Here is an 18,991-nt window from a genome sequence, read left to right on the forward strand (position 1 = left end):
TAACTGACAAAAGCTAAAGTATTTAGGCCTTTCTTCGATAAACTAATAGGGCTAAGAGACAAATCAATCCGACACTTAAAGATATTCTTGACCAATTTGGAACGACTGTATAGTTGGAAGTTAATGTATGGTTTAAATCAGAAAGTAGCTGAGTGAGGAAAAAATTGTCAGCAATCTTACGAATTCCTCCTGAAAGTTGTGCTAACGGAATCATCATTCCTGAAAAGAAGAAGGAAAGAAACATCAGAGGCATAGCAATCGCACTTGCTGTTGCCGTATTTTTAGCAAGAAGTCCAATAATCATTGCTAATAAACAAAATGGAATTGAATATAAATAAAGTTTTAGATAAAAAAGAATTAATAAACTCAACTTAGGAAACTCATAATCATAAGCATAATGAGCAACTACTAGAATAACAAGCGTTGAGCAAAAGATAATAATCATAAAACTAACAATTTGTGCAATAATATAAAATAATTTTTTTATTCCTCTTTGGACAAATAATTGATAAATTTTTCCAGACTGATAATCAGCAATTTGTACTGACAGTGAAGTCAAACTAGCTGATAGAACACTGTATAATAATATTGATGCAATATTATTTTCAATATAATGTGGTATGCTTTTTCCAAAACTTGATGAAAAAGCAAACATTAAAAATAAGGGAAAGATAAATACAAAGAAAATTTGTGAAGGATTCCGATAGCGTAAACGTAGTTCAAATGTAAAATATTTTAGAAATTTCATGATAATAGTTCCTCCAAGTTGATACGGTAAGTCTTTTGATATAAAACAAGTTCTTTATTGAATTCAATGATGGCTTGTTCAGCCAATTCCTTTGGTAATTTGTACTGTTTTTCTTTTAGTTTATAGGCTTCAAATTCTGGAACTTCTACTAAAAATTCAACAAAAGAAAATTCTTCTTGAATTAAATCTGATTTTTGTAAATCTGCAATAATTTTTCCATCTTTAAGAATGATAAATCGGTCGCATAATTGCAATGCTTCTTCTAAATAATGGGTTACCAAAAGTAAAGTTGAATTTTTCACTTTCAAATTTGAAGATAAAAATTTAAAAAGCTCTCCTCTGCTCTCACTGTCAAGACCCGTTGTAATTTCATCCAAAAAGAAATATTCAGGACTATTTTGTAGTGCAGATACTAAAAAGAGTTTTTGTTTTTGACCACCAGATAAATTTGAAAATCTTTGCTTTAAATAGGATTCCATTTTAAATTCTTTGACCAGTTTTAAACCATATTCTTTAGATTGTTCATCATTTGAAAACAAAGCTAAAACTTCACTGACTAAAGCATCAGGAGGTAAGGTCATATTTTGCATGATATAACCAGTATTATTGGAAGTCGGTTTCATTTTGCCATATTCAATTTTTCCTGAAGAAGCCTTGACATTTCCATTAATAATATTCATTAATGTTGATTTTCCCGCACCGTTATTACCTAATAAAGCAACCTTATCGCCAGCTTTTAATTCAAAATTGATATCATTTAGCACTTGATTGTTACCATAGGATTTTTTTATATTTTTTATTTTCATATTGCTATTTTAACTCAATCTATCAAAAGTACTGACCAAAAGTCTGGGATAAATTAGGCAATTTTAGGGATAAAAAAATAAGAGTTTTTTTCTCCTATCTTTTCCACTTTATTTATCTTTCAACTTTTTTAAAATCACTTAAATTAAGGTTGAAATAGTCATTACAATAATATTCAAAATCTCTGTCAGAGATTTTTTGCTTCTTGATGATTCTGGAATTTTCGCTGATGACTAAAAGGTCGTTAGCAATGGTAATTTGTCCACTGTCAGTAAATATAGATAACTGTGGTTCTTGTCTAAAAGGTGAATCTGGATGTTTTTCACAATAGAATGCTGCCATGATTAAATCTTTTTCAAACTCTACTTTCTCATGAAAGGCAAATACATCTTCCCATTCATGATTATTCCGCTTATACTGCATTATCCAGCCTTGAGAAGGTGCTGCCAGATATCTAAAATCAGAATAACCATCATTTTGAATTGTATTTTCTTCAAGAAGAAGGGCTTTGCGAGAAAGAGCAATTCTGATTCCAACGTCTGTAATATAAGCAGAATCCCCAAAATCTACCCGAATAATCCTATGTCGATTTAATTGTTCTTCTTTAGGTAAACCAATTAATCGAGTGTGATAAGAACTCACTTTATAGCCAAGAGCTTTTAGTAACCACTGATAAAGTGCATTCGTTTCAAAACAAAAGCCTCCATGTTTTCTTACAATAATTTTTTCATATAAATCTTGACCATTCAATGAAATTGCTTGTCCAAATAAAATATTTAAGTTTTCATAGGGAATATATTTTAAATGATTAAATTGTAAGGCATGTAAATTTTCTATAGTGGGTTCAATTGGATAAGACATATGCAATCTTTCCAAATACCTTTTTACTTGCTCTTCTGTCAGAACAAAATTTTCTTCTATCATTAATTTATCCTCTACATTTTCTTATGTTCTTTACGGTATTGATTGGGAGCAAGTCCATAGTGCTTTTTAAAAGATTTTATAAAATAAGGAGTATTCATCATTCCAACGGCACGCGCAATTTCAGAGATTGCTTCATTTCCTTTAAGCAATCGTATTCTTGCTTGCTCAAGTCTTATTCTTGTTAGTTCTTGCTGTGGAGTTAACCCTTTTATTTTTTTATAAATATGGCGAAGATAAGACGAAGAACCATGAAGTCTTTGTCCAAGCTCCTCAAGACTCAAGTCCTCATCATAATGATTTTTTAAAAGTAAATCAATCTCTTCTACCCAAACCTCATTTGGTACAATTTTATCCATTGGTCGACATCTTTTGCAAGGACGATAACCTTCTTCTAAGGCTTGCTCGCCTGCTTGAAAAACACTTACATTCTCTCTTTTTGGGAGTCTAGAGACGCAGGAAGGTCGACAAAATATTTTAGTCGTTGCTACGCCATACCATAATTTATTATCAAAGTTTTTATCATTATTTTTAATGATTTCCCAAGTTTCGTCAGTAATTTCCAAATGAAAACTCCAATTATTTTTTTAAATGTGCTTGCTCAAGTGTCAAAAGAGTTTTTTTCTTCTCTAGTCCACCAGCGTATCCTGTCAAGGAACCATCAGTCCCCACAACTCGGTGACAAGGGATAATGATTGAAAGTGGATTATGTCCAACTGCTCCACCAACCGCCTGTGACATATTTCTTTTTTTCTCTTCATTAACCTGAAGAAGATTTGATATTTCTTTATAAGTAATTAGACTACCATAGGGGACATCACTTAATATTTTGAGTACTTTTTTTCTAAATTCCGTTACTTCTGGTTTCAATTTTATTTTTTTAAAATCAGGGTTTTCTCCTTTAAAATAAGCGTCCAACCATTCTATAGCATTAATAATTGGAAGACTCTTATCCTCTTTTGCCTGATTTAAATCATAATTGGCCGCAAAGTATTTTTGCTCTTTAAACCACACTCCTAATAAATAAGTTTCATCACTTAAAAGCGTTATTTCTCCTAAAGGTGACTGATAGTTTTTTTTAGCTAACATTTTCCCCTCCTCTTCGTTCCGACTTTTTTATATTCAATAGTATAACAAAAAAATAAGGCAGAAAACATCACTATTTGGCTTTTTCATTTTTTTGAATATCATTCTTGATAAATGATATAATATAAAAAAAAGATTAAGGGTCTGACAATGAAAGTAATACTAAGAAAAGCACTCCCAGATGATTATGAGCAAATTGCTTTTGTTCACTATAAAGCCTGGTTAGAAACATACACTGAACTTCTCCCAGAAACTTTCTTAAAAAACAGAACGCTTGAATCAAGCATTAATATTTTTAAAAATAATCTTTGTTCAAATACAGTGGTTGCCATTGTTGAAGGCAAAATTATTGGTTTTTGCGGTTGGGGTCCTCTTCGGAATAATTCTTTTGAAGAAAACTTTGGTGAAATTCATGGAATATACTTACTTGACTCCTATAAAAAACATAAAATAGGTCGAAAAATGCTTGAATTCGCCTTAGAAAAACTTTCAACAAAGAATTATCCAAAAGTTGGTCTGTGGGTACTAAGTAGCAATGAAAATGCCATTCACTTTTACAAGAAACTTGGTTTTTCTGACACAGGAATTGTTAAGCAAGAAAATTTAGGGGAAATTATCACTGAATCTTTTTTTACAAAGGAAATCTAAAAAAGCATATCCCGGGATATGTTTTTTATTTTAATGACAGACAAAAAAAAACACCGTAAAATTACGGTGTTTAATGCTTAATAGCTATAATTATTTAACTGCGTCTTTCTGATATAAATATATTTGATTTTCATAAAGTATCCTAAAACATTGATACATAAGCCTTAATAGATTTAGAACATTTTTGAAAAAGCACCAGATTCATATAGAAGTTTAAGACTTATGCCCCTTTTATGCCCCTTTTATTTTATGGTTCTTGCTGGACTCGAACCAGCGACCGAACTGGTGATTCAGAAAGTAAAAAACCAGAATTTTTGCTGGACTTATATATTCAAAACTTTGCTTTATCCACATCAGTTGCTATATTTTGATTTTGAGTAGAAGCGATATATGCAACCCACTTTCCTCCACCTTCTGTTCCTGGCTCAACTGATTGAGCTAAGATTGTACCTTCCGGTAAGTCTGCTCTATACACTGAGTCTGACATTGAAATTACAAACGAGGCATCTTTCATGCTATCTTTAAGTGTATTAGCTTGGTCCATCGTCATTCCAACAAAATTTGGAACAATTTTTGGATCTATTTTTTGATTGAGATCTGCTTTAGGCGTCGCAGCTAACTGTTTTTTTAAATCTGTTTTGGAATCTTTCAAAATGGATTTTGCTGTATTTTCAGATTTTCTAGTTTCATTTTTTTTATCTGAATTAGAACATCCAACAAGAGACAGCAAGCATACACCTAGCAATAACGAATACGCAAGTTTTTTCATAAATATTTCTCCTTTAATTTATTTCATTATATCATATAAAACAAATAAAAAAGCCACTCCGAAGAATGGCTTGTGGCAGGCAGGACGAGCCAACCGTAACTCGCCCAAGCAAAATCTTCAAAACAATTTTTGAAGATTTGTAATGTTTTGTAAGCAATTACATTGTACGATATTATTCTCAGGTTGTCAACATAAAAAAGCGCCTATGGAGTAAGGCGCTTAGGAGTAAATTTATGAAAAAATTTATCATTGGTAATTGTATTATAGATTCAGTTGCTTAACTAGAACAAAAAGCCCTATTTAAGGGCAGACGTCATCTTATATAGGTAAGATGAATTTATTCTACTACTTTTTGCATTCGTTTTCAAATAAAAAACACCGTCACTTAGTCAAAACGATGTTCTCGGAGTTATTTATAACCTTATGTAAAAGGATAGAATTATTATACAATTTACTGTTTCCGTTGTAAAGAAAAACGCCCCGGAGGGCGAGATACTTCAATTCGAAATTTCAGGTTCTAATTCGTGATGCTCAATCAAATCTTCAAAATCTACATCTAATCTTAAAGATTCTCGTTTGGCAAACAAGATTTCTTGCAAAGATTTACCCTCCAAATTTTCAAAATCTGATAAACTAAAATCAAGTATAAAGGCTCCATCTTTTAATGCTATCTTTTTTATCAATCCTTTTGAGTCTCTTTTGCGTTCAGAACCACCAGTTAACCCATTTTTTGAAATAAATATCCCCTGATCTAGCTGGGACACTCTCATAAGACTAGCAAATTTCCCAATATAGGTGACTCCCACAGGTTTTGTGTAATTCTTACACTCTACCAAAAAATCTTCCTCTAAATAGTAATCAGTATTTTCCTTCATAAGAAAACCAACATCGGTCAATCTTAAAAATAAATCTATTTCATTGGTGTTTGTTTTTAAATTCCTCTTAGTATTATAAAGACCGTGTAAATTGAAAATTATGTTTGTTAGATCCTCTAAGGCATCACCAGCCTGCTTCATATTCTCAAAATTTCCTTGTCTTATCTTTGCTATAAGACTATTTATATCGTTGGACTGCTCTTTTGTATATATAAACTCTTTTTTTACTAAGCTTGCTTTACTTTGTAACAAGCTAACAAGCCCTATTATATCATCACTCATAATTATTTACTCTAAAAAATACAAATACATTTTTTTCCTTATCTATTATTAAATCTTCATATAATTCATCATTATATACAGAACTAGGAATATCTTTTAATTGTTTATATTCCTCAGGATAAAGGGTATCATCTATTTTAATCTGGTAACGCATTCCAACAATATTTAGTTCAATAAGTTTCTCAATCACATCCAGTGAGTCTTGTTCTCTTAGTTTTAACAAGCGTTGAACAGCAGATACATATAATTTACCATTTTTGATATTATCTAACTTTTGTAGAAAATTTTCAACGTCATGCTGGGGTAGCTTCTTCAGCTGTGTGATTTCCAATAGTGCTGTATTCTTTAAGCATGGATTTAACGACATCATTCATTCCCTGCCTTCCATTTCTATGGGTATAGTAATTTAACAAAGTATAGTCTCTAGTATGCTCCAAAACAAACTTTACAGTAACCCTTTTCGTCTTTATTATATTATCCCACATCAGTGTTACCCATGGGAAATAAGACATTTGTTCAGTGTCTTGTATGAATTCATTAAGGATTTGCGTGATTTGAGGAGAATTCTCGAATAAATCGCTATTTTCATCAATCAATTGTTTTAAATCACCTAGTATAGGTAAGATAATCTCTTCTGTTTTATTAGAATCCAATGTTGCTTCAGCTCCCGATGGCATTATCATTTTTTGAGCTGATGTTTGAGGCATATCTTCTTCGTGTATGTCTTTAATATTATATACTACCTCTGAAAAATCAATTGGTGTCAACGAAATAAGATAATTGCTTTGGAATTTACGAATAATTTCATCAATCTGGTTGGTAAAGAAATCGGTCATTCCCTGTCTAAAAGGGACCCCAACATTCTCAACATCTACTTCAACAAATTTTTCTCCATTTTCAATTTCCCAAAATTTTACTACAGTTGAATACGTTGTTTTAAAATATTCTAGAGTATTATTTCCTATCCCAATTGATCTCATTCCATCTAAAAATGAAGTATAGACCACGATATTTTCTGCTTCTATAACTTCTGTATTATCTTCATTTTTTTCTTGAATTGATTTTAAAATTTCTTGTATTGCTCTTTCATCCTCCAGTTGAAACAGAGCACCGTATTTAAAATTTTTTTCAAGTATAAATATTTTTTTAGATTCTAAATAAAAATCTTCATGAGTGTCTATAATTTTTTTCAAGAGCATATCAATATTTCCTTGTTGACTACTTTCTTGAATTATAGTTTCTACATCTTCTTTTATTGATTGAAATTTATCATCTTTCAAAAGCCTTTTTATAATTTTAAGATAGTAGTTTTTTACCCCTTTGGGCATAACATCAATTTCACCTAAAACGTATTCTTTTTTCATCCAATGTACACATACTTTCTTTAAAAGTTATTATAATTATATCACTAAGTATCACCATGGTAAACCCTAATAGGTTATTTTTTAGTTACAGCTCCTGTTTTTGCATCAATTTTAACATGGAACTCATCCTCAATTTCCGTCATGTACATGGTCGAAGTTGGTAGATTCATTCTAGCACCTTTATTTTGGTACTCCGCAAGCATGCGAGTAGTGTTAACATGGTTTACATCCAATCCGTTAGAAATGAACCAGTGTTTTGGTTTGCGATTTGCGTCTAGTCCTCTGATTAAAAACATTGTAATGTCTCCTTTATCTTCTGTTTTATTTTTATTATTTTGATTTGCATTATCTGAACCAGATAGTTTGGTCCATCCTTCAGTATCAATATAGAATACTGATTTATCAAGAGGCTGAAACCAATAATATCTTTTACTCTTTTTCAGTAAAACTACCTGAGGTCGCATTTTACGACTCTAGTCAATCAGACGATTAAATTTATCATGGGTTTGAACCATAACAAAAACAAATAGGGCATAGCCTTTTGTTTTAGGTCAGCGCACTTTTGTATTATCCTCAACTATCAGAAGTCTAGGAAAGTTCATATCATCCATGAGGGAGTATTTGGAAGTAAAGCCTATGGTATAAATATCTAAACTATTTTAGACAACTCTAAAAATTAACCCTCCCCCGTCATCTCTTTTAGGAGAACCGTATACCAATAGTTCCTCCCTGAGCAAAAAAGTGATTTTTCAAAACTTTTTTTCTGGAACAGAATCGCTCAACCACAACGATTACAAGGATAATTGACCCCTAAAAGTTATGTAGTAGAAAGAAGAAAATAGGCTAAAAACTCTAAAAAAAGGCTAAAAAGGGGAAACTATTCATAGAAAACAACCAAAAAAACCCTTAACCATGCCATTTACCGATTGTACCCCCCCTATGCAAAAATTTTCAAAAATTGAGTTTTTAAACAGGGAGCCACTATTGGTATACGGTATTCCTAAAAGCGATGACGGGGGGGGTATCTAAAAATTATAGAGAAAAAATGATATAATAGGGTTAGGTAAATTATTACTACTTTTCTTTATATCTGTCCGTGAAAATTCACGGGCTTTTTTTATTTTATTGAAAGTTCATTACCTTGTTTTATAATCTCTTTCACTTGTTTAATAGCTGGGTTCGTGTGGTTTCTAACAGTACGTTCGTTTAACAGATAACGGCTTGCAACTTCTGATAGTGTCAAGCGTTCCATGTATCGCAACCGTATCAACTCTATGTCATCATCGCTCAATGAATCAAACAGCTCTGTCATTGCGTTTAATATAAAGCGTTGTGGTATGAGTTGGTCTGTGTTGTCTATCCTATCGGTCCATGACTTCATAACGCCTGTAAGATATAACCTGATATTAAACTCTAGTTCATTCATAATATAATCCTCCAAACAAAAAAGCACCCCCACAATTAGAGATACTTTCCTGAACTTATTATACCACTGCCCATCTCTGGGACTTATGATAGTTCTATTATATCATGCTTTAGATATAATTTCCTTAGCTTTCTTCATGACTTTACCTGTCTTAGCTGTTATCTGATAAGCTGGCAATCCTGTGCGCTTTGTAGTCTCTGCGATACTTAATAACTCAACGTATCTCAAACATAATAGAGCTATGCTGTCAGTATCGACTGTATCAAATATATCATCAAGATCCTCCAATAATTTAAGAAGCCTTGGTAAGTTACCTGGTTCAGCTCCTATCTTTTCAATGTAAGATTTTCTGCTTTGAGCGCTTAGGTATAACGTTCCTCTAAGATACCACCTTATAACATCTTGAGGTCTCCCCCAATAATATCTAACCATCTATTTTTATATCCTTTCGTGCTATATTATAAATTCCTAGCGAGTAGGTGTTTTCGCGGTAACAGAGTAACAGACACCTATAAACGGCTTAACCATAAGGCTAAAGCTGTCACTTCTAACAGTAACGTGTTACCGATTCTCAGTAACACTTTTATTTTTTCTGACATTAACAATAAATACCTAGCCAATAAAGACTAGGTTTTTTTATTATAATCTAATCACTCAATCCGTCAAGATAAGCTCTTACTTTTTCTTTATACTTTCGTGTACGCTCGTCTTCAAATTGTTTGATAGAACGAGTGACATTGATAGAAGTATCATCATAAGCAGGTTTACTTACGACACTTATTTCTCCTAATGTTTGAAGTTGGTTGATTGTTCGGATAGGTTTACTTGCTCCTTGTTGCCATGAATCGCCACCGTCTGCCACGACAAAACCGAAACTCATACCTTTAAGGTTCCCAGCCTTAATATTGTTATAAACGTCATGGCCAACTGTTGTATCTGGCATATCCAAAACAAAATGCAAGCCGACTTTATCAATGCTTAACTTTAAAGTTCCTGCATCAACTCGCCCTAATACATTGGCGTAGTCGTGATTATATAAAGCTAATACATCGCTTAGGTCAACATTATTGAGCGCCGATGAAGAAATATACTCAATAAAAGGTGCATTAGGCACACTTGGCTTATTAAATACAATGGCATACCCTGCAATTTGTCCAATAAACCCTGCTTTTTTATTTGCGTCTCTGATTTCTAGTTTGCTATCAATTCCAAAATTAATTTCTGTTTTTTTAGTCATTTAATCCCCTAATCTAAATCAGTCAGGATTTTTTCAGATTTTAGAAATGCCATCAGTTCTTTTTCATATTGACCTGCCATTGCTCTAACAATTCCAAAGAAAAAGTTATTTTTGTGACTTCTGTTTTTTTGACCGATTAAATTATCTAATGCGCTTCTAGAAAAAACATTTGATTTTTCTAGTAAGTAATTTCCTGATTCCTGAAGGCGATAACGTTGGTCATCAACTTCCTTGTTATATTCCTTTAGTTTTTTCTTCGTATCTTTAGACACGGTACTTTTTAATAAATCTAGCTCAATGTCACTTAAATTATCTGCTTGGCTCAATGCTTCTCTAAGAGTGTCATCAACTTCTTGAGAACTCCAGAAAATATCAAGCTCTTTCTGTTCCTCCGCCAGCCGTTTTTCTAATGTTTCTAGTAATTGCTTAGCGTTATTCAATTCAGATAAGGCTTTGAGTGATTCATCAATATCATCATTTTGAGATTGATTTTCCATTTTTTCAATTTTGTTTTTTAATTCGGAAATTAATTGATTCGTTTTATCAACTTTTTGAGTAAGTTGTTTAGCTTGTTTTTCGAGTTTGTTTTTTGCTTTTTCAATATATTTTACTTGCATGTTATTTCTCCATTTTTCGTTATTTATTATTTATCGCCATTCCAAAGAACGCCCAACTTATCGCCTAATGTCGCGATGGCTTGATAAGTTTCTTGGTCTGATTTAAGTTGGTTATCAAAGTATTCTTTTAATGAGAGAAGATTTTCAACTGCTTTATTTCTCTCATTTTCAGCGATTGGAATTTCTAAGTTTTTTATTTTATCTTTCGCCATTTTATCCTCTATTTTCTATTGGTAAATATATATTATAATCGGAAGTACAGATAAAGCCTGTAACTCCTTGTGTTCATTGCGTTAATTGCTCTTTTTATAACTGAATTAAAACAACTGCTTTTGTTGGAGACCTTGCTCGCATTTTTACTCCTTTCTTATTCTTCTAATTCAAAGCCGATTAATTCTGCAATATTATCCAAAGCGTTGATATTCATATCAGCCAAATCTTTCGCTGTGATGACTGTACCGTCTGTGAACCGTGGCACTTCGTGGATATCCTCTTTAAACATGGAATGATTGAGTGCATGCAAGTCTTGGAGCTGTGCTTTGAGTGCAAGCTCTTTATCAGCGGTTGATGGACTAAAGCCAATTTCAGGAATGCCTAGCAAGTAAGCCAAAACATCTAATTCAACCGCTAGGGTATCAGCTAAGTCGTCTATACTTCCCTGACGCTCAAAGACCGCTTCTTTTGCGTTCATTAACACACGTTTGATGGTGGTGTTAAATTCTTTTGGCTCATTATTTTCTTCTTGTTCATGTAATTTAATTATTCTCATTATTTTCTCCTATTTTTTAGGGGGCATTTGATTTCATGGGGGCATTTATTAATGCCCCCTGAAAAGCTCAATAGTACCAACGTTTAACAAGTTTTGAAAGCGATATTTTCAAAGGGGGCATTTACTTTGAAAACTTTACTATGTGTCCGTGATAAGCAAGCCCTTTTTATAATTAACACTAACTATTATTTTACTAAGATATAAATGCCCTAATGCCCCTTAGTATATCTAAACCCTTATATAATAAGGGGTTTCGAAGGGGGCATTTATGGGGGGCATTTTAATTTTAGGGGCATTTAATTTGCCCCCCTATTTTCTTTTATAACCCCTTGTCCCCTTCCGTTTAGATTTTTGCCAGCCATTCTTATTATTCATCGAGTTCTTGAACTTAGAAACTATTTTTGCACTTCCCTTACCAGTCTCAATCCCCATTGCTTCCCAATAGAAATAAGTAGCCGTCACAAATTCTCTTGGTTTAATTTCCCCTCTAAACTCATGTTTAGGTGTTTCTCCAGATTGAAGAACAAAACCAATATAGGCTCTCCGCTCGTGCATCCTTGTATTATTTCCTTGTACTTTATAGAAATCTGTAGGAATCGGAATTTCAAGATACTGTTCAAGTAATTCTTCTTGTTCATCAAAATATTCATAATCTGACCGTTCCAAATTGAGTTGCTTTTCTTCTTCCTCTGAGAGTTTAAAGCTGAACCCTTTCTTGTAGTAGTGAACCATCTCGCCCCAAACTTGGCGGACTGTGGCATCATCTAAATCAGAAACAGGATGATATTTTTGTAACTCTTTTGAACAATGAACGGGAAGAAATCGCCTTGCCCCTGTTCTGTCTTTCTGATATTCTTCATGGTTGGTTGTCCGAGCAATGACAAAGTTTTTGGCATAATTTTCTACCTTTGTGCCATAGGGCGCCCTGAAAGACAAAACTGTTTGAGTGATAAACTTCTTTAAATCCGCAAAGGGTATTTTGTTACTGATTGCCATTTCATCATCATTCACAATCAAAGCACGTAACATCATGACTAACTGGTCTTTATCATCAAAATTTTTCATTGAATCTGTGTACCACCCTTGCCCCATTTTAGTAAGAAAGGTCGTCTTCCCTGAACCTTGGCCTCCTACCAAATCCAAAACAAAGTCAAACTTATCATACGGACGATAAACCTTGCTGACAGCCCCAACAAAAAACAGTTTGGTCATTCGTTCGGTTAAATCACTTTCTTTCGCCCCCAAATAATCAGGAAATAGACTTCTTGCACGTTTGACCTTATCCCAATTTTTGTAACAATCTTCCATGAAATCTTGAACAGGATTGTATTTATTTTCGTAAGCAATTTTATTAATCACATTGACTAAAAGCCGACTATCAAATAAAACATCATATTTTTCTTCAAAATGTTCAAGAATAGCCGTAATATAAACCTCTTTTAACCCATCATTCTCAATCTCTACTCCTTTCAACTTGAAAGGGGTTCTGATTTCTATTTCTTGTGTAAAAGAATTAAACACAAATTGATTTTTTAAAATGTTGTCATTTTCTATGGCGATTCGTATGTTTTTTAAAGAATTTACTTTGGGTTTACCATACTGATTGACGGCGAAATTTTCAGCTTCAAATTTAACTTTAACGATTTTATCGCTTTGAGGTGGTTTTTGTTCTGACTTCTTACTCTCTGCTTTTGCTTTTTCTTCCTCGTAGCTGTTAATCATATTTTGAAAATCATCATCTACATTAGTCACTCAACACCTCCCTTTCTTTTTCATCAAAATATTCATCCGCAAAACTTATAAAATCAGCCAGTAAGCCTTGTTTCTGAGTCCCGTCACAAGTCGCTTCAATTTCTGAAACAGCCCACATCATGAGATATTTATAGTTATAGCCGTGCTTCTTTCCTAAAATAATAAACTTCATCATGTTCTTACTATTCAAGAAGCCCTGGTGCATCACGATTTCATCTTTGAATTTCTCGAAGGCATTTTGTCGATAAACTGTAGCGACTTTTTCAGATTCGTCACGCTGCAGCTTATTAAGAAATTTCATAAATTTATTTGATGGATGCGCTGGATGTTTATAATGCACTTTTTTATAGCCTAGTTCTTGATACTTTGAGGTTAGAAAGTTGAAAATCTCCCAGTGTTGACTCACGCTGATATCAAGTACTGAATCAAAATGACCACTAAAACTCATATTATTGGGGACAAGATAAACATATTGATAGAAATCTTCTTTTTCTAAAATCAGTGTCTCTCCTGCCCCTTTCATTAGTTTTTTAGCTACTATTTTGTTTAAACGAATCGTTAGAAACTCCATAATGTCTCCTAATCAATCATTTTATCAAGCCATTCCAAATCGGCACGCCTGTAGCCTGAAACAGCATCATGAATCGAAAAGCCCATTTCTTCTTTTTTAGTGATTCCTGCCGTGCGTTCAGCTTCATCAGTTGGGATAAAATAGCCTAATCCGTCAATCGTACCAATGGCACAACGTTTCTTTTGTAAGCTAGAAATTCGACTTTGTAGGGTTCGTAAATCAACATTAAGAGATTGAGCCAATACTTCGCCTTTTACAGCTCGGTCAATTCCTCGATGTTCAGCAAGAAATTTTATAATGTTTTGGTCTAATGTCTGTAATTCTTTAAGTTTCATAGATTCCCCTCCGCTTCGTCATACGTTCCCCACATAGAAATAATGGTCTTGATAAAACTCTCTATATCTGTGCAGCCCCTAGCGTCCGCAATTAATACATTCAGCAAGATACTAACTGCTTCGAGATTTGAAATTTCATCAAACTGGGGTGTAACTGCCAGCAAGTCTTCGCCTTTGTATAAGGCTTCAATTGTAATATTTTTTATTTCAATATCTGGTTGAGCTTTCATCATTTCGTAAGCTTTCCCGCTCTCCATAAATTCAGAAAGTGCTTGTTGTTCATCATCACTCAAATTTTTTAATGTCATTTTTTATTTTCCTTTATCTGTAATTTCATAACAGCCAGCTCTTTACCTAAATTCGGCACTAGTTGCGTGCATAAGTTGCTTTTCACTCCGCTAGGTAAGATATTGCCTGTACTTACTTCAAACTGCTGTATTAAGTCATATTTAACCGCTTGTGCATTGTAAATTATCTTAAATGGATGTTTGCCTATCGGTCTAAAACTATTCCGTCCTTGCCGTTTTATAGCCGTGTAACCTTGGTGGTGTTCAATCATCTCGCCACCTCGTCAAAGAGACTGATTTCTCCACCGTCTTTTTCGCCCTCAAAGCGGACACCGTGCTTATATTTACGAACTTTAAAGCTATAATCAACTGCGCCTGTATTTGCGTTCAATGGGTCTATTTTTTCAATCTGCTTGTCTGTCAGCTCCGTATGATAGGCTTTTAAACTTCGCATGCCTAAGCTATCAATACCAGCCACATAGGGGCAAGCTCTAATAATATTTTTCATTTCTCAATCCTCTTTGCCTTGCCTCCGTCCTTAATTCCAAAATATCGTTCTAACTTGGCTTTAACCTCCGTATCTGAAAGTTCCTCTCTAGCGACAACGATATGTTGATAATCATTTAATAGTGGCTCGGTAGGATAATCAAGGCGAGAGATATGTAGTTCTTTGCCAATATCTAGGTTTTTCTTACCATGTTCAACTCCTGTAAGATACATGGCGTAAGCCACTTGTGAGCTAAAATCTACAGTGCCTACTAATTCATGAGTTTTTTCCTGTGCTAATTTTTGAGCATAAGTATTTTTCATTTTCCAAAAGTTATCAAAACGTGTATCATCTTCCGAAATAATTGGACGTCTTCGAAAATCCTTACGTTCTTTTCTCCCTCGATTGAGTGCAACAGTGTAAATTTGCCATGCAATCTTAAAGAAGTCAATATCTCGAGGTTCTTGTAAAGGTTCAACTCTATCAGAGCATTCACGACTGATTTTTTCTGATTCCATAGCTTCATGGAATAAATCCATAAATTCTTGGCTCATTTTTTCTTTTGATGTTGCTTTGTGCATTTCGTCTAATATTGATAATAAATTCATTTTCTTTCCCCTTAACCTTTCGTCATGTATCTAGCGTATGAAGTTACGTTTCTAAACGTGCGTTCTAATCCTTGTTTAGTCCAAACCGTCCAAGTATGAGTGCTTGGGTCAAACTGCACTTGTGAGCCTGTACGTATGCCGTGGGTTGGGTAAATTACATCAATTGTATTATTCATTTTGTTTTTATTCTCCAATTTGCTATAATTAGAGTAAGAAAAGCTTTGTGAGAGCTTGCCTTACTTATAGTTTAAAGTCGTTTATCTGGGGAGATAGCCGGCTTTTTTTGTTGTAATTGTGGATTTAATAGTTACTGTATCAAGAGGCATATTTCTTCCTATTTTTTGTAACTCTTATAACGAGTTGCTTCTTTCCACTCTACAAACTCTTTGAATATTTCTTTATTGATAAATACAAGTCCGTGAGTTGGATTGAGTACACCTTTTTTAAATTCAGGTCGATCTCTCATTTCAGCAAGCCAGGCTGTTAATGTGCCTTTTGATAAGCCTTGCCAGACTTCCATAAGGTGTTTTTTGTCACACCATTCTGCGTCTTCTGCATTTTCAACAGGTAGGTATGTTATTTTTGCGTATGGCATTGCATCTCCTTTCTTAACGCAATTTGAAATCATCAATTATTTTAAGAATGACTTGATGTGCTTTAGGTGATTGAAGATGGCCTGATAGAATATCAATCATCACATTTTTAGCTACTCCATACTTGGCTGCTAAACTCATTTTTTCAATTCCTGTTTCTTCAATGAATGAATTAACAAGTCTTAGTCCGTTGTCACTTGTTGGCATTTTATACCTCCGTATATATTTTTGTATAAGAAAAAGTTAGCATATTTGAATCTAGCTCTTGACATTTGTTGTTAAATATCCTACAATAAATGCATAGTTAAAACACCTAACAAAAGCTTTATAAAACATTCTTGGCGGAGCGTTTAAAGTGCTTTTTATAGGTCTATTTGCTAACCAAAAGGCTAACTAATCTCTACAAGAAATATTATAGCATATTTTCCTACATTGTCAATGATTTTGTTGGATATTTACCTATTTATTTTTCTTGTACCCTCTGAAAGGTTGATACAAGTGGATTTATATGAAAAAATAAAAGAGCTTGCAGCTCAAAAAAATATTTCAATTAGACAATTAGAAGAAAAACTTGGATTTGCTAACGCTACTCTTCGGCGTTGGAACAAAAATAAGCCAAGCGTAGATAAAATACAAGCAGTTGCAAAATATTTTAATGTAAGTGTGGATTATTTACTTGGAAATGAAGAATTAAAAAAGACCAATAAGCCAGTTGATTTAAAAAAAGTTATTAGTGAAAAAAAGCCTACCTCTTGGGATGACCCTAGAATAGACTGGAATGAGTGGGTTTCTTTTGATGGTGAACCTATCAGTGATGATGTGAAGAAAATGCTATTTGCAATTTACGGCGACAAGCTTACAGACTAATCGGAGGTCTCTATGAATAAACAGGAATTGATAGAGTACCTTCTTTTAGAAATGGAAAAATACAATATTCATATTACTTGTGATGATTGCTTTCCTAAAAATGCTATGGTTAATATCAAAAGAAAGTTGATGATCTATAATCCAACCAAAATATCTGCCTTTAAAATTGCTCATGAGCTTTCCCACGTTATCAATAAAGATATCTGCAGAGGTTCTGAGAATGATACAACAAATCTTCAAGAAGTTAGAGCAAATCGCGAAGCTGTTCTTCTTCTTTGGGAAATATTTGAGGCTAACGGGGGAAGCTACGAATATTTTAATGTGTTTGTAGATATAACAGAATCACCATTTGAACTAGCTGAATCAATCATCAAAAAAGAATATTTAGAGATGCATGAAGCTATCACTGAAATATTTGAAGATGAAATAAAAGTCAGTATTAATAAGCAAGAAATGCACGACTATATTGTAGATTACATTAGTTATTTTGATGTAATTGAATCTGTTAATATTTATCAATTTCTGGATCGTTATCATCTAAGCCATAATTTCTATAATATGGCAGAAAAAGAATTCCGGCTATTATTGGGAACTACTTAAATAAGTAAAACTACGAGCAATGTCTTGAACCTCGTTAAAAACTAGGTAAATCATTAACCCAAAACTTAACTGAATTATTAACCAAACCCTTAACTATTTTCTATATATTCATCTAACTTTCTAGCTAACTTTTATAAGCTTAGAATCTATAAGAACATCTATATAGAGCGATTCATTGTACTTCACATACAAAGTTTCCTATAAAATAAAGTTAGATATTCAGTAAGCTTTTGGGTTGACAAAACTTACAACAAATAATATAATCATAAGTAATCAATTTAAAAGGTGCGCCACAGTACCAGCAAAACCCGATTGCTTAATAGCTTTCGGGTTTTAGTGTTTTATAGGACAAAATATGACAGAAAAGATATTTAAAAGTATAACAGAACAAATTGAACTTCTTACTTCAAAAGGCCTCGATATCATTGATGAACCAGATGCAGCAAAAAAATTAAGTGATTTTGGATATTATGAAATTATAAATGGCTATCGTGAAACTTTTAGAAATGATGATAAAACTTACAAAGACGGTACGACATTTGACGATATATTTGCACTATATTATTTCGATTCCAAAGTTCGCTCAGCAACTATGTTAGCCTTAGAACATGCGGAATCTTTTCTCAAACAAAAACTTGCCTATACTTTGGCAGAGCAACACGGTTTGGAATTCGATAACTACATATCAAAAGATGTTTTTAAAAAAGGAGACCTTTTAAAATATCCTAACAAAAAGAAAAATCTTTATACTGCTCGTGATATATTTTTTAAAGAAATGAGAAAAATAAGGGATGATGATACTCATCCAATTAAGCACTATAGGGATGTACACGGGAACGTACCTCCTTGGATTCTTTTTAAAAAGATGTCTTTTGGTAATTTAAGATATGCCATTTCACTATTAAATTCTAAAGATAAGAAATTACTTATGAGACGAGTTTTTAAAAGTGATGTCCACGCATCTCTTAGTGATCAAGAACTGATAACTTTATTTTCTGAAACTATTGTAATGATACATGAATATCGGAATCGCGCGGCTCATGGGAGTAGAATGTATAATTTTTTCCCTGATTGTTCTTTCACCTACCTCCCCTTATTACATGATTCTGTAAATATATCTAAAACAAGTATTAGAAAGAAAAAATATAAATCATCGGGATTAAATTTACTTTTTTCTTCATTGGGGCTATGGGCGAATCATTATCCGACAGAAGTCTTTAAGATAAATTTAAAACTAGCATTCGAAGGCTATTCTAAAAAGTGGGGAGACCAAGTACCTCTTGTTTTGAAAGAAATGCAATTTCCCTCAGATTATTGTAATTAAAACAAAAAATCCGCCCAAACT

29 protein-coding genes are annotated in these 18,991 nt (G+C 33.2%); 4 read left to right on the plus strand and 25 right to left on the minus strand.

The window, feature by feature from the left end; translation table 11 throughout:
* Positions 1-22: 22 nt before the first annotated feature.
* The 5 genes from AB6B24_RS04585 to AB6B24_RS04605 form a co-directional block, all read right to left on the minus strand.
* Complete coding sequence (locus AB6B24_RS04585; protein ID WP_023163807.1) at positions 23-748, minus strand: ABC transporter permease; 726 nt, start codon at positions 746-748, stop codon at positions 23-25.
* Positions 745-1,554 (minus strand): ABC transporter ATP-binding protein, encoded by an 810-nt coding sequence (locus AB6B24_RS04590; protein WP_047205703.1) that lies wholly within the window; start codon positions 1,552-1,554, stop codon positions 745-747. The genes AB6B24_RS04585 and AB6B24_RS04590 overlap by 4 nt, the downstream gene beginning before the upstream one ends.
* Positions 1,555-1,666: 112 nt before the next feature.
* Entirely contained in the window at positions 1,667-2,476 is an 810-nt protein-coding gene (locus AB6B24_RS04595) for an arylamine N-acetyltransferase (RefSeq protein ID WP_311804056.1), read from the minus strand.
* Positions 2,477-2,487: 11 nt separating this feature from the next.
* Complete coding sequence (locus AB6B24_RS04600; RefSeq protein ID WP_311804054.1) at positions 2,488-3,039, minus strand: bifunctional transcriptional activator/DNA repair enzyme AdaA; 552 nt, start codon at positions 3,037-3,039, stop codon at positions 2,488-2,490.
* 13 nt (positions 3,040-3,052) lie between these two features.
* Complete coding sequence (locus AB6B24_RS04605) at positions 3,053-3,562, minus strand: methylated-DNA--[protein]-cysteine S-methyltransferase (protein WP_311804053.1); 510 nt, start codon at positions 3,560-3,562, stop codon at positions 3,053-3,055.
* Between the two features lie 147 nt (positions 3,563-3,709).
* On the opposite strand from AB6B24_RS04605, the gene AB6B24_RS04610 reads away from it, so the two are divergent.
* Complete coding sequence (locus AB6B24_RS04610) at positions 3,710-4,207, plus strand: GNAT family N-acetyltransferase (RefSeq protein ID WP_311804052.1); 498 nt, start codon at positions 3,710-3,712, stop codon at positions 4,205-4,207.
* A 331-nt stretch (positions 4,208-4,538) separates the two neighbouring features.
* Here AB6B24_RS04610 and AB6B24_RS04615 read toward each other — a convergent pair whose 3' ends face one another.
* The 20 genes from AB6B24_RS04615 to AB6B24_RS04710 all read right to left on the minus strand — a co-directional run bounded on the left by AB6B24_RS04615 (position 4,539) and on the right by AB6B24_RS04710 (position 16,386).
* Complete coding sequence (locus AB6B24_RS04615; RefSeq protein WP_369164238.1) at positions 4,539-4,976, minus strand: PASTA domain-containing protein; 438 nt, start codon at positions 4,974-4,976, stop codon at positions 4,539-4,541.
* Positions 4,977-5,473: 497 nt separating this feature from the next.
* Positions 5,474-6,133 carry a restriction endonuclease gene (locus AB6B24_RS04620; protein WP_369164239.1) on the minus strand — a complete coding sequence of 220 codons (660 nt, stop codon included), beginning with the start codon at positions 6,131-6,133 and terminating at the stop codon, positions 5,474-5,476.
* Positions 6,126-6,464, minus strand: coding sequence for a hypothetical protein (locus AB6B24_RS04625; RefSeq protein ID WP_369164241.1), 339 nt, complete (start codon positions 6,462-6,464; stop codon positions 6,126-6,128). Before AB6B24_RS04625 ends, AB6B24_RS04620 begins: the two co-directional genes overlap by 8 nt.
* Positions 6,427-7,497: a hypothetical protein gene (locus AB6B24_RS04630; RefSeq protein ID WP_369164243.1), complete on the minus strand. Its 1,071-nt coding sequence runs from the start codon at positions 7,495-7,497 to the stop codon at positions 6,427-6,429. Before AB6B24_RS04630 ends, AB6B24_RS04625 begins: the two co-directional genes overlap by 38 nt.
* A gap of 74 nt (positions 7,498-7,571) precedes the next feature.
* Positions 7,572-7,961 (minus strand): hypothetical protein, encoded by a 390-nt coding sequence (locus AB6B24_RS04635; protein WP_369164245.1) that lies wholly within the window; start codon positions 7,959-7,961, stop codon positions 7,572-7,574.
* A 653-nt stretch (positions 7,962-8,614) separates the two neighbouring features.
* Positions 8,615-8,923 carry a sigma factor-like helix-turn-helix DNA-binding protein gene (locus tag AB6B24_RS04640; protein ID WP_369164246.1) on the minus strand — a complete coding sequence of 103 codons (309 nt, stop codon included), beginning with the start codon at positions 8,921-8,923 and terminating at the stop codon, positions 8,615-8,617.
* A gap of 102 nt (positions 8,924-9,025) precedes the next feature.
* Positions 9,026-9,355 carry a hypothetical protein gene (locus tag AB6B24_RS04645; protein ID WP_369164248.1) on the minus strand — a complete coding sequence of 110 codons (330 nt, stop codon included), beginning with the start codon at positions 9,353-9,355 and terminating at the stop codon, positions 9,026-9,028.
* A 214-nt stretch (positions 9,356-9,569) separates the two neighbouring features.
* Positions 9,570-10,160: an HK97 family phage prohead protease gene (locus AB6B24_RS04650; RefSeq protein ID WP_369164249.1), complete on the minus strand. Its 591-nt coding sequence runs from the start codon at positions 10,158-10,160 to the stop codon at positions 9,570-9,572.
* A gap of 8 nt (positions 10,161-10,168) precedes the next feature.
* Positions 10,169-10,777, minus strand: coding sequence for a hypothetical protein (locus AB6B24_RS04655; protein ID WP_369164250.1), 609 nt, complete (start codon positions 10,775-10,777; stop codon positions 10,169-10,171).
* 26 nt (positions 10,778-10,803) lie between these two features.
* A complete protein-coding gene (locus tag AB6B24_RS04660; protein ID WP_349709735.1) occupies positions 10,804-10,989 on the minus strand; it encodes a hypothetical protein in 186 nt (61 codons plus the stop codon).
* Between the two features lie 155 nt (positions 10,990-11,144).
* The gene (locus AB6B24_RS04665) at positions 11,145-11,546 is read right to left on the minus strand and encodes a hypothetical protein (RefSeq protein WP_104141472.1); all 402 of its coding nucleotides are present in this window, start codon (positions 11,544-11,546) and stop codon (positions 11,145-11,147) included.
* Between the two features lie 309 nt (positions 11,547-11,855).
* Complete coding sequence (locus AB6B24_RS04670; protein ID WP_104141471.1) at positions 11,856-13,298, minus strand: VapE domain-containing protein; 1,443 nt, start codon at positions 13,296-13,298, stop codon at positions 11,856-11,858.
* Positions 13,291-13,869 (minus strand): hypothetical protein, encoded by a 579-nt coding sequence (locus tag AB6B24_RS04675; protein ID WP_104141470.1) that lies wholly within the window; start codon positions 13,867-13,869, stop codon positions 13,291-13,293. The genes AB6B24_RS04670 and AB6B24_RS04675 overlap by 8 nt, the downstream gene beginning before the upstream one ends.
* Positions 13,870-13,877: 8 nt before the next feature.
* Positions 13,878-14,204, minus strand: a complete 327-nt coding sequence (locus AB6B24_RS04680) for an HTH domain-containing protein (protein ID WP_369164252.1) — start codon at positions 14,202-14,204, stop codon at positions 13,878-13,880.
* The gene (locus tag AB6B24_RS04685) at positions 14,201-14,512 is read right to left on the minus strand and encodes a hypothetical protein (protein WP_369164253.1); all 312 of its coding nucleotides are present in this window, start codon (positions 14,510-14,512) and stop codon (positions 14,201-14,203) included. Before AB6B24_RS04685 ends, AB6B24_RS04680 begins: the two co-directional genes overlap by 4 nt.
* Positions 14,509-14,763, minus strand: a complete 255-nt coding sequence (locus AB6B24_RS04690; protein ID WP_369164254.1) for a hypothetical protein — start codon at positions 14,761-14,763, stop codon at positions 14,509-14,511. The genes AB6B24_RS04685 and AB6B24_RS04690 overlap by 4 nt, the downstream gene beginning before the upstream one ends.
* Positions 14,760-14,999: a hypothetical protein gene (locus AB6B24_RS04695; protein ID WP_369164255.1), complete on the minus strand. Its 240-nt coding sequence runs from the start codon at positions 14,997-14,999 to the stop codon at positions 14,760-14,762. Before AB6B24_RS04695 ends, AB6B24_RS04690 begins: the two co-directional genes overlap by 4 nt.
* Positions 14,996-15,586: a hypothetical protein gene (locus AB6B24_RS04700; RefSeq protein WP_369164256.1), complete on the minus strand. Its 591-nt coding sequence runs from the start codon at positions 15,584-15,586 to the stop codon at positions 14,996-14,998. The genes AB6B24_RS04695 and AB6B24_RS04700 overlap by 4 nt, the downstream gene beginning before the upstream one ends.
* A 334-nt stretch (positions 15,587-15,920) precedes the next feature.
* Positions 15,921-16,181 (minus strand): excisionase, encoded by a 261-nt coding sequence (locus AB6B24_RS04705; protein ID WP_349709749.1) that lies wholly within the window; start codon positions 16,179-16,181, stop codon positions 15,921-15,923.
* Between the two features lie 13 nt (positions 16,182-16,194).
* A complete protein-coding gene (locus AB6B24_RS04710; RefSeq protein ID WP_003131488.1) occupies positions 16,195-16,386 on the minus strand; it encodes a hypothetical protein in 192 nt (63 codons plus the stop codon).
* A 291-nt stretch (positions 16,387-16,677) separates the two neighbouring features.
* On the opposite strand from AB6B24_RS04710, the gene AB6B24_RS04715 reads away from it, so the two are divergent.
* From AB6B24_RS04715 to AB6B24_RS04725, 3 genes are all read left to right on the plus strand, one after another.
* A complete protein-coding gene (locus tag AB6B24_RS04715) occupies positions 16,678-17,046 on the plus strand; it encodes an XRE family transcriptional regulator (RefSeq protein WP_021037765.1) in 369 nt (122 codons plus the stop codon).
* 12 nt (positions 17,047-17,058) lie between these two features.
* Entirely contained in the window at positions 17,059-17,646 is a 588-nt protein-coding gene (locus tag AB6B24_RS04720; RefSeq protein ID WP_369164258.1) for a hypothetical protein, read from the plus strand.
* Positions 17,647-18,001: 355 nt separating this feature from the next.
* The gene (locus tag AB6B24_RS04725; protein ID WP_098403145.1) at positions 18,002-18,970 is read left to right on the plus strand and encodes an Abi family protein; all 969 of its coding nucleotides are present in this window, start codon (positions 18,002-18,004) and stop codon (positions 18,968-18,970) included.
* The last annotated feature ends 21 nt before the right edge of the window (positions 18,971-18,991 follow it).

This window comes from Lactococcus sp. AK05 (assembly GCF_041026685.1).
Taxonomy (GTDB): domain Bacteria; phylum Bacillota; class Bacilli; order Lactobacillales; family Streptococcaceae; genus Lactococcus; species Lactococcus lactis.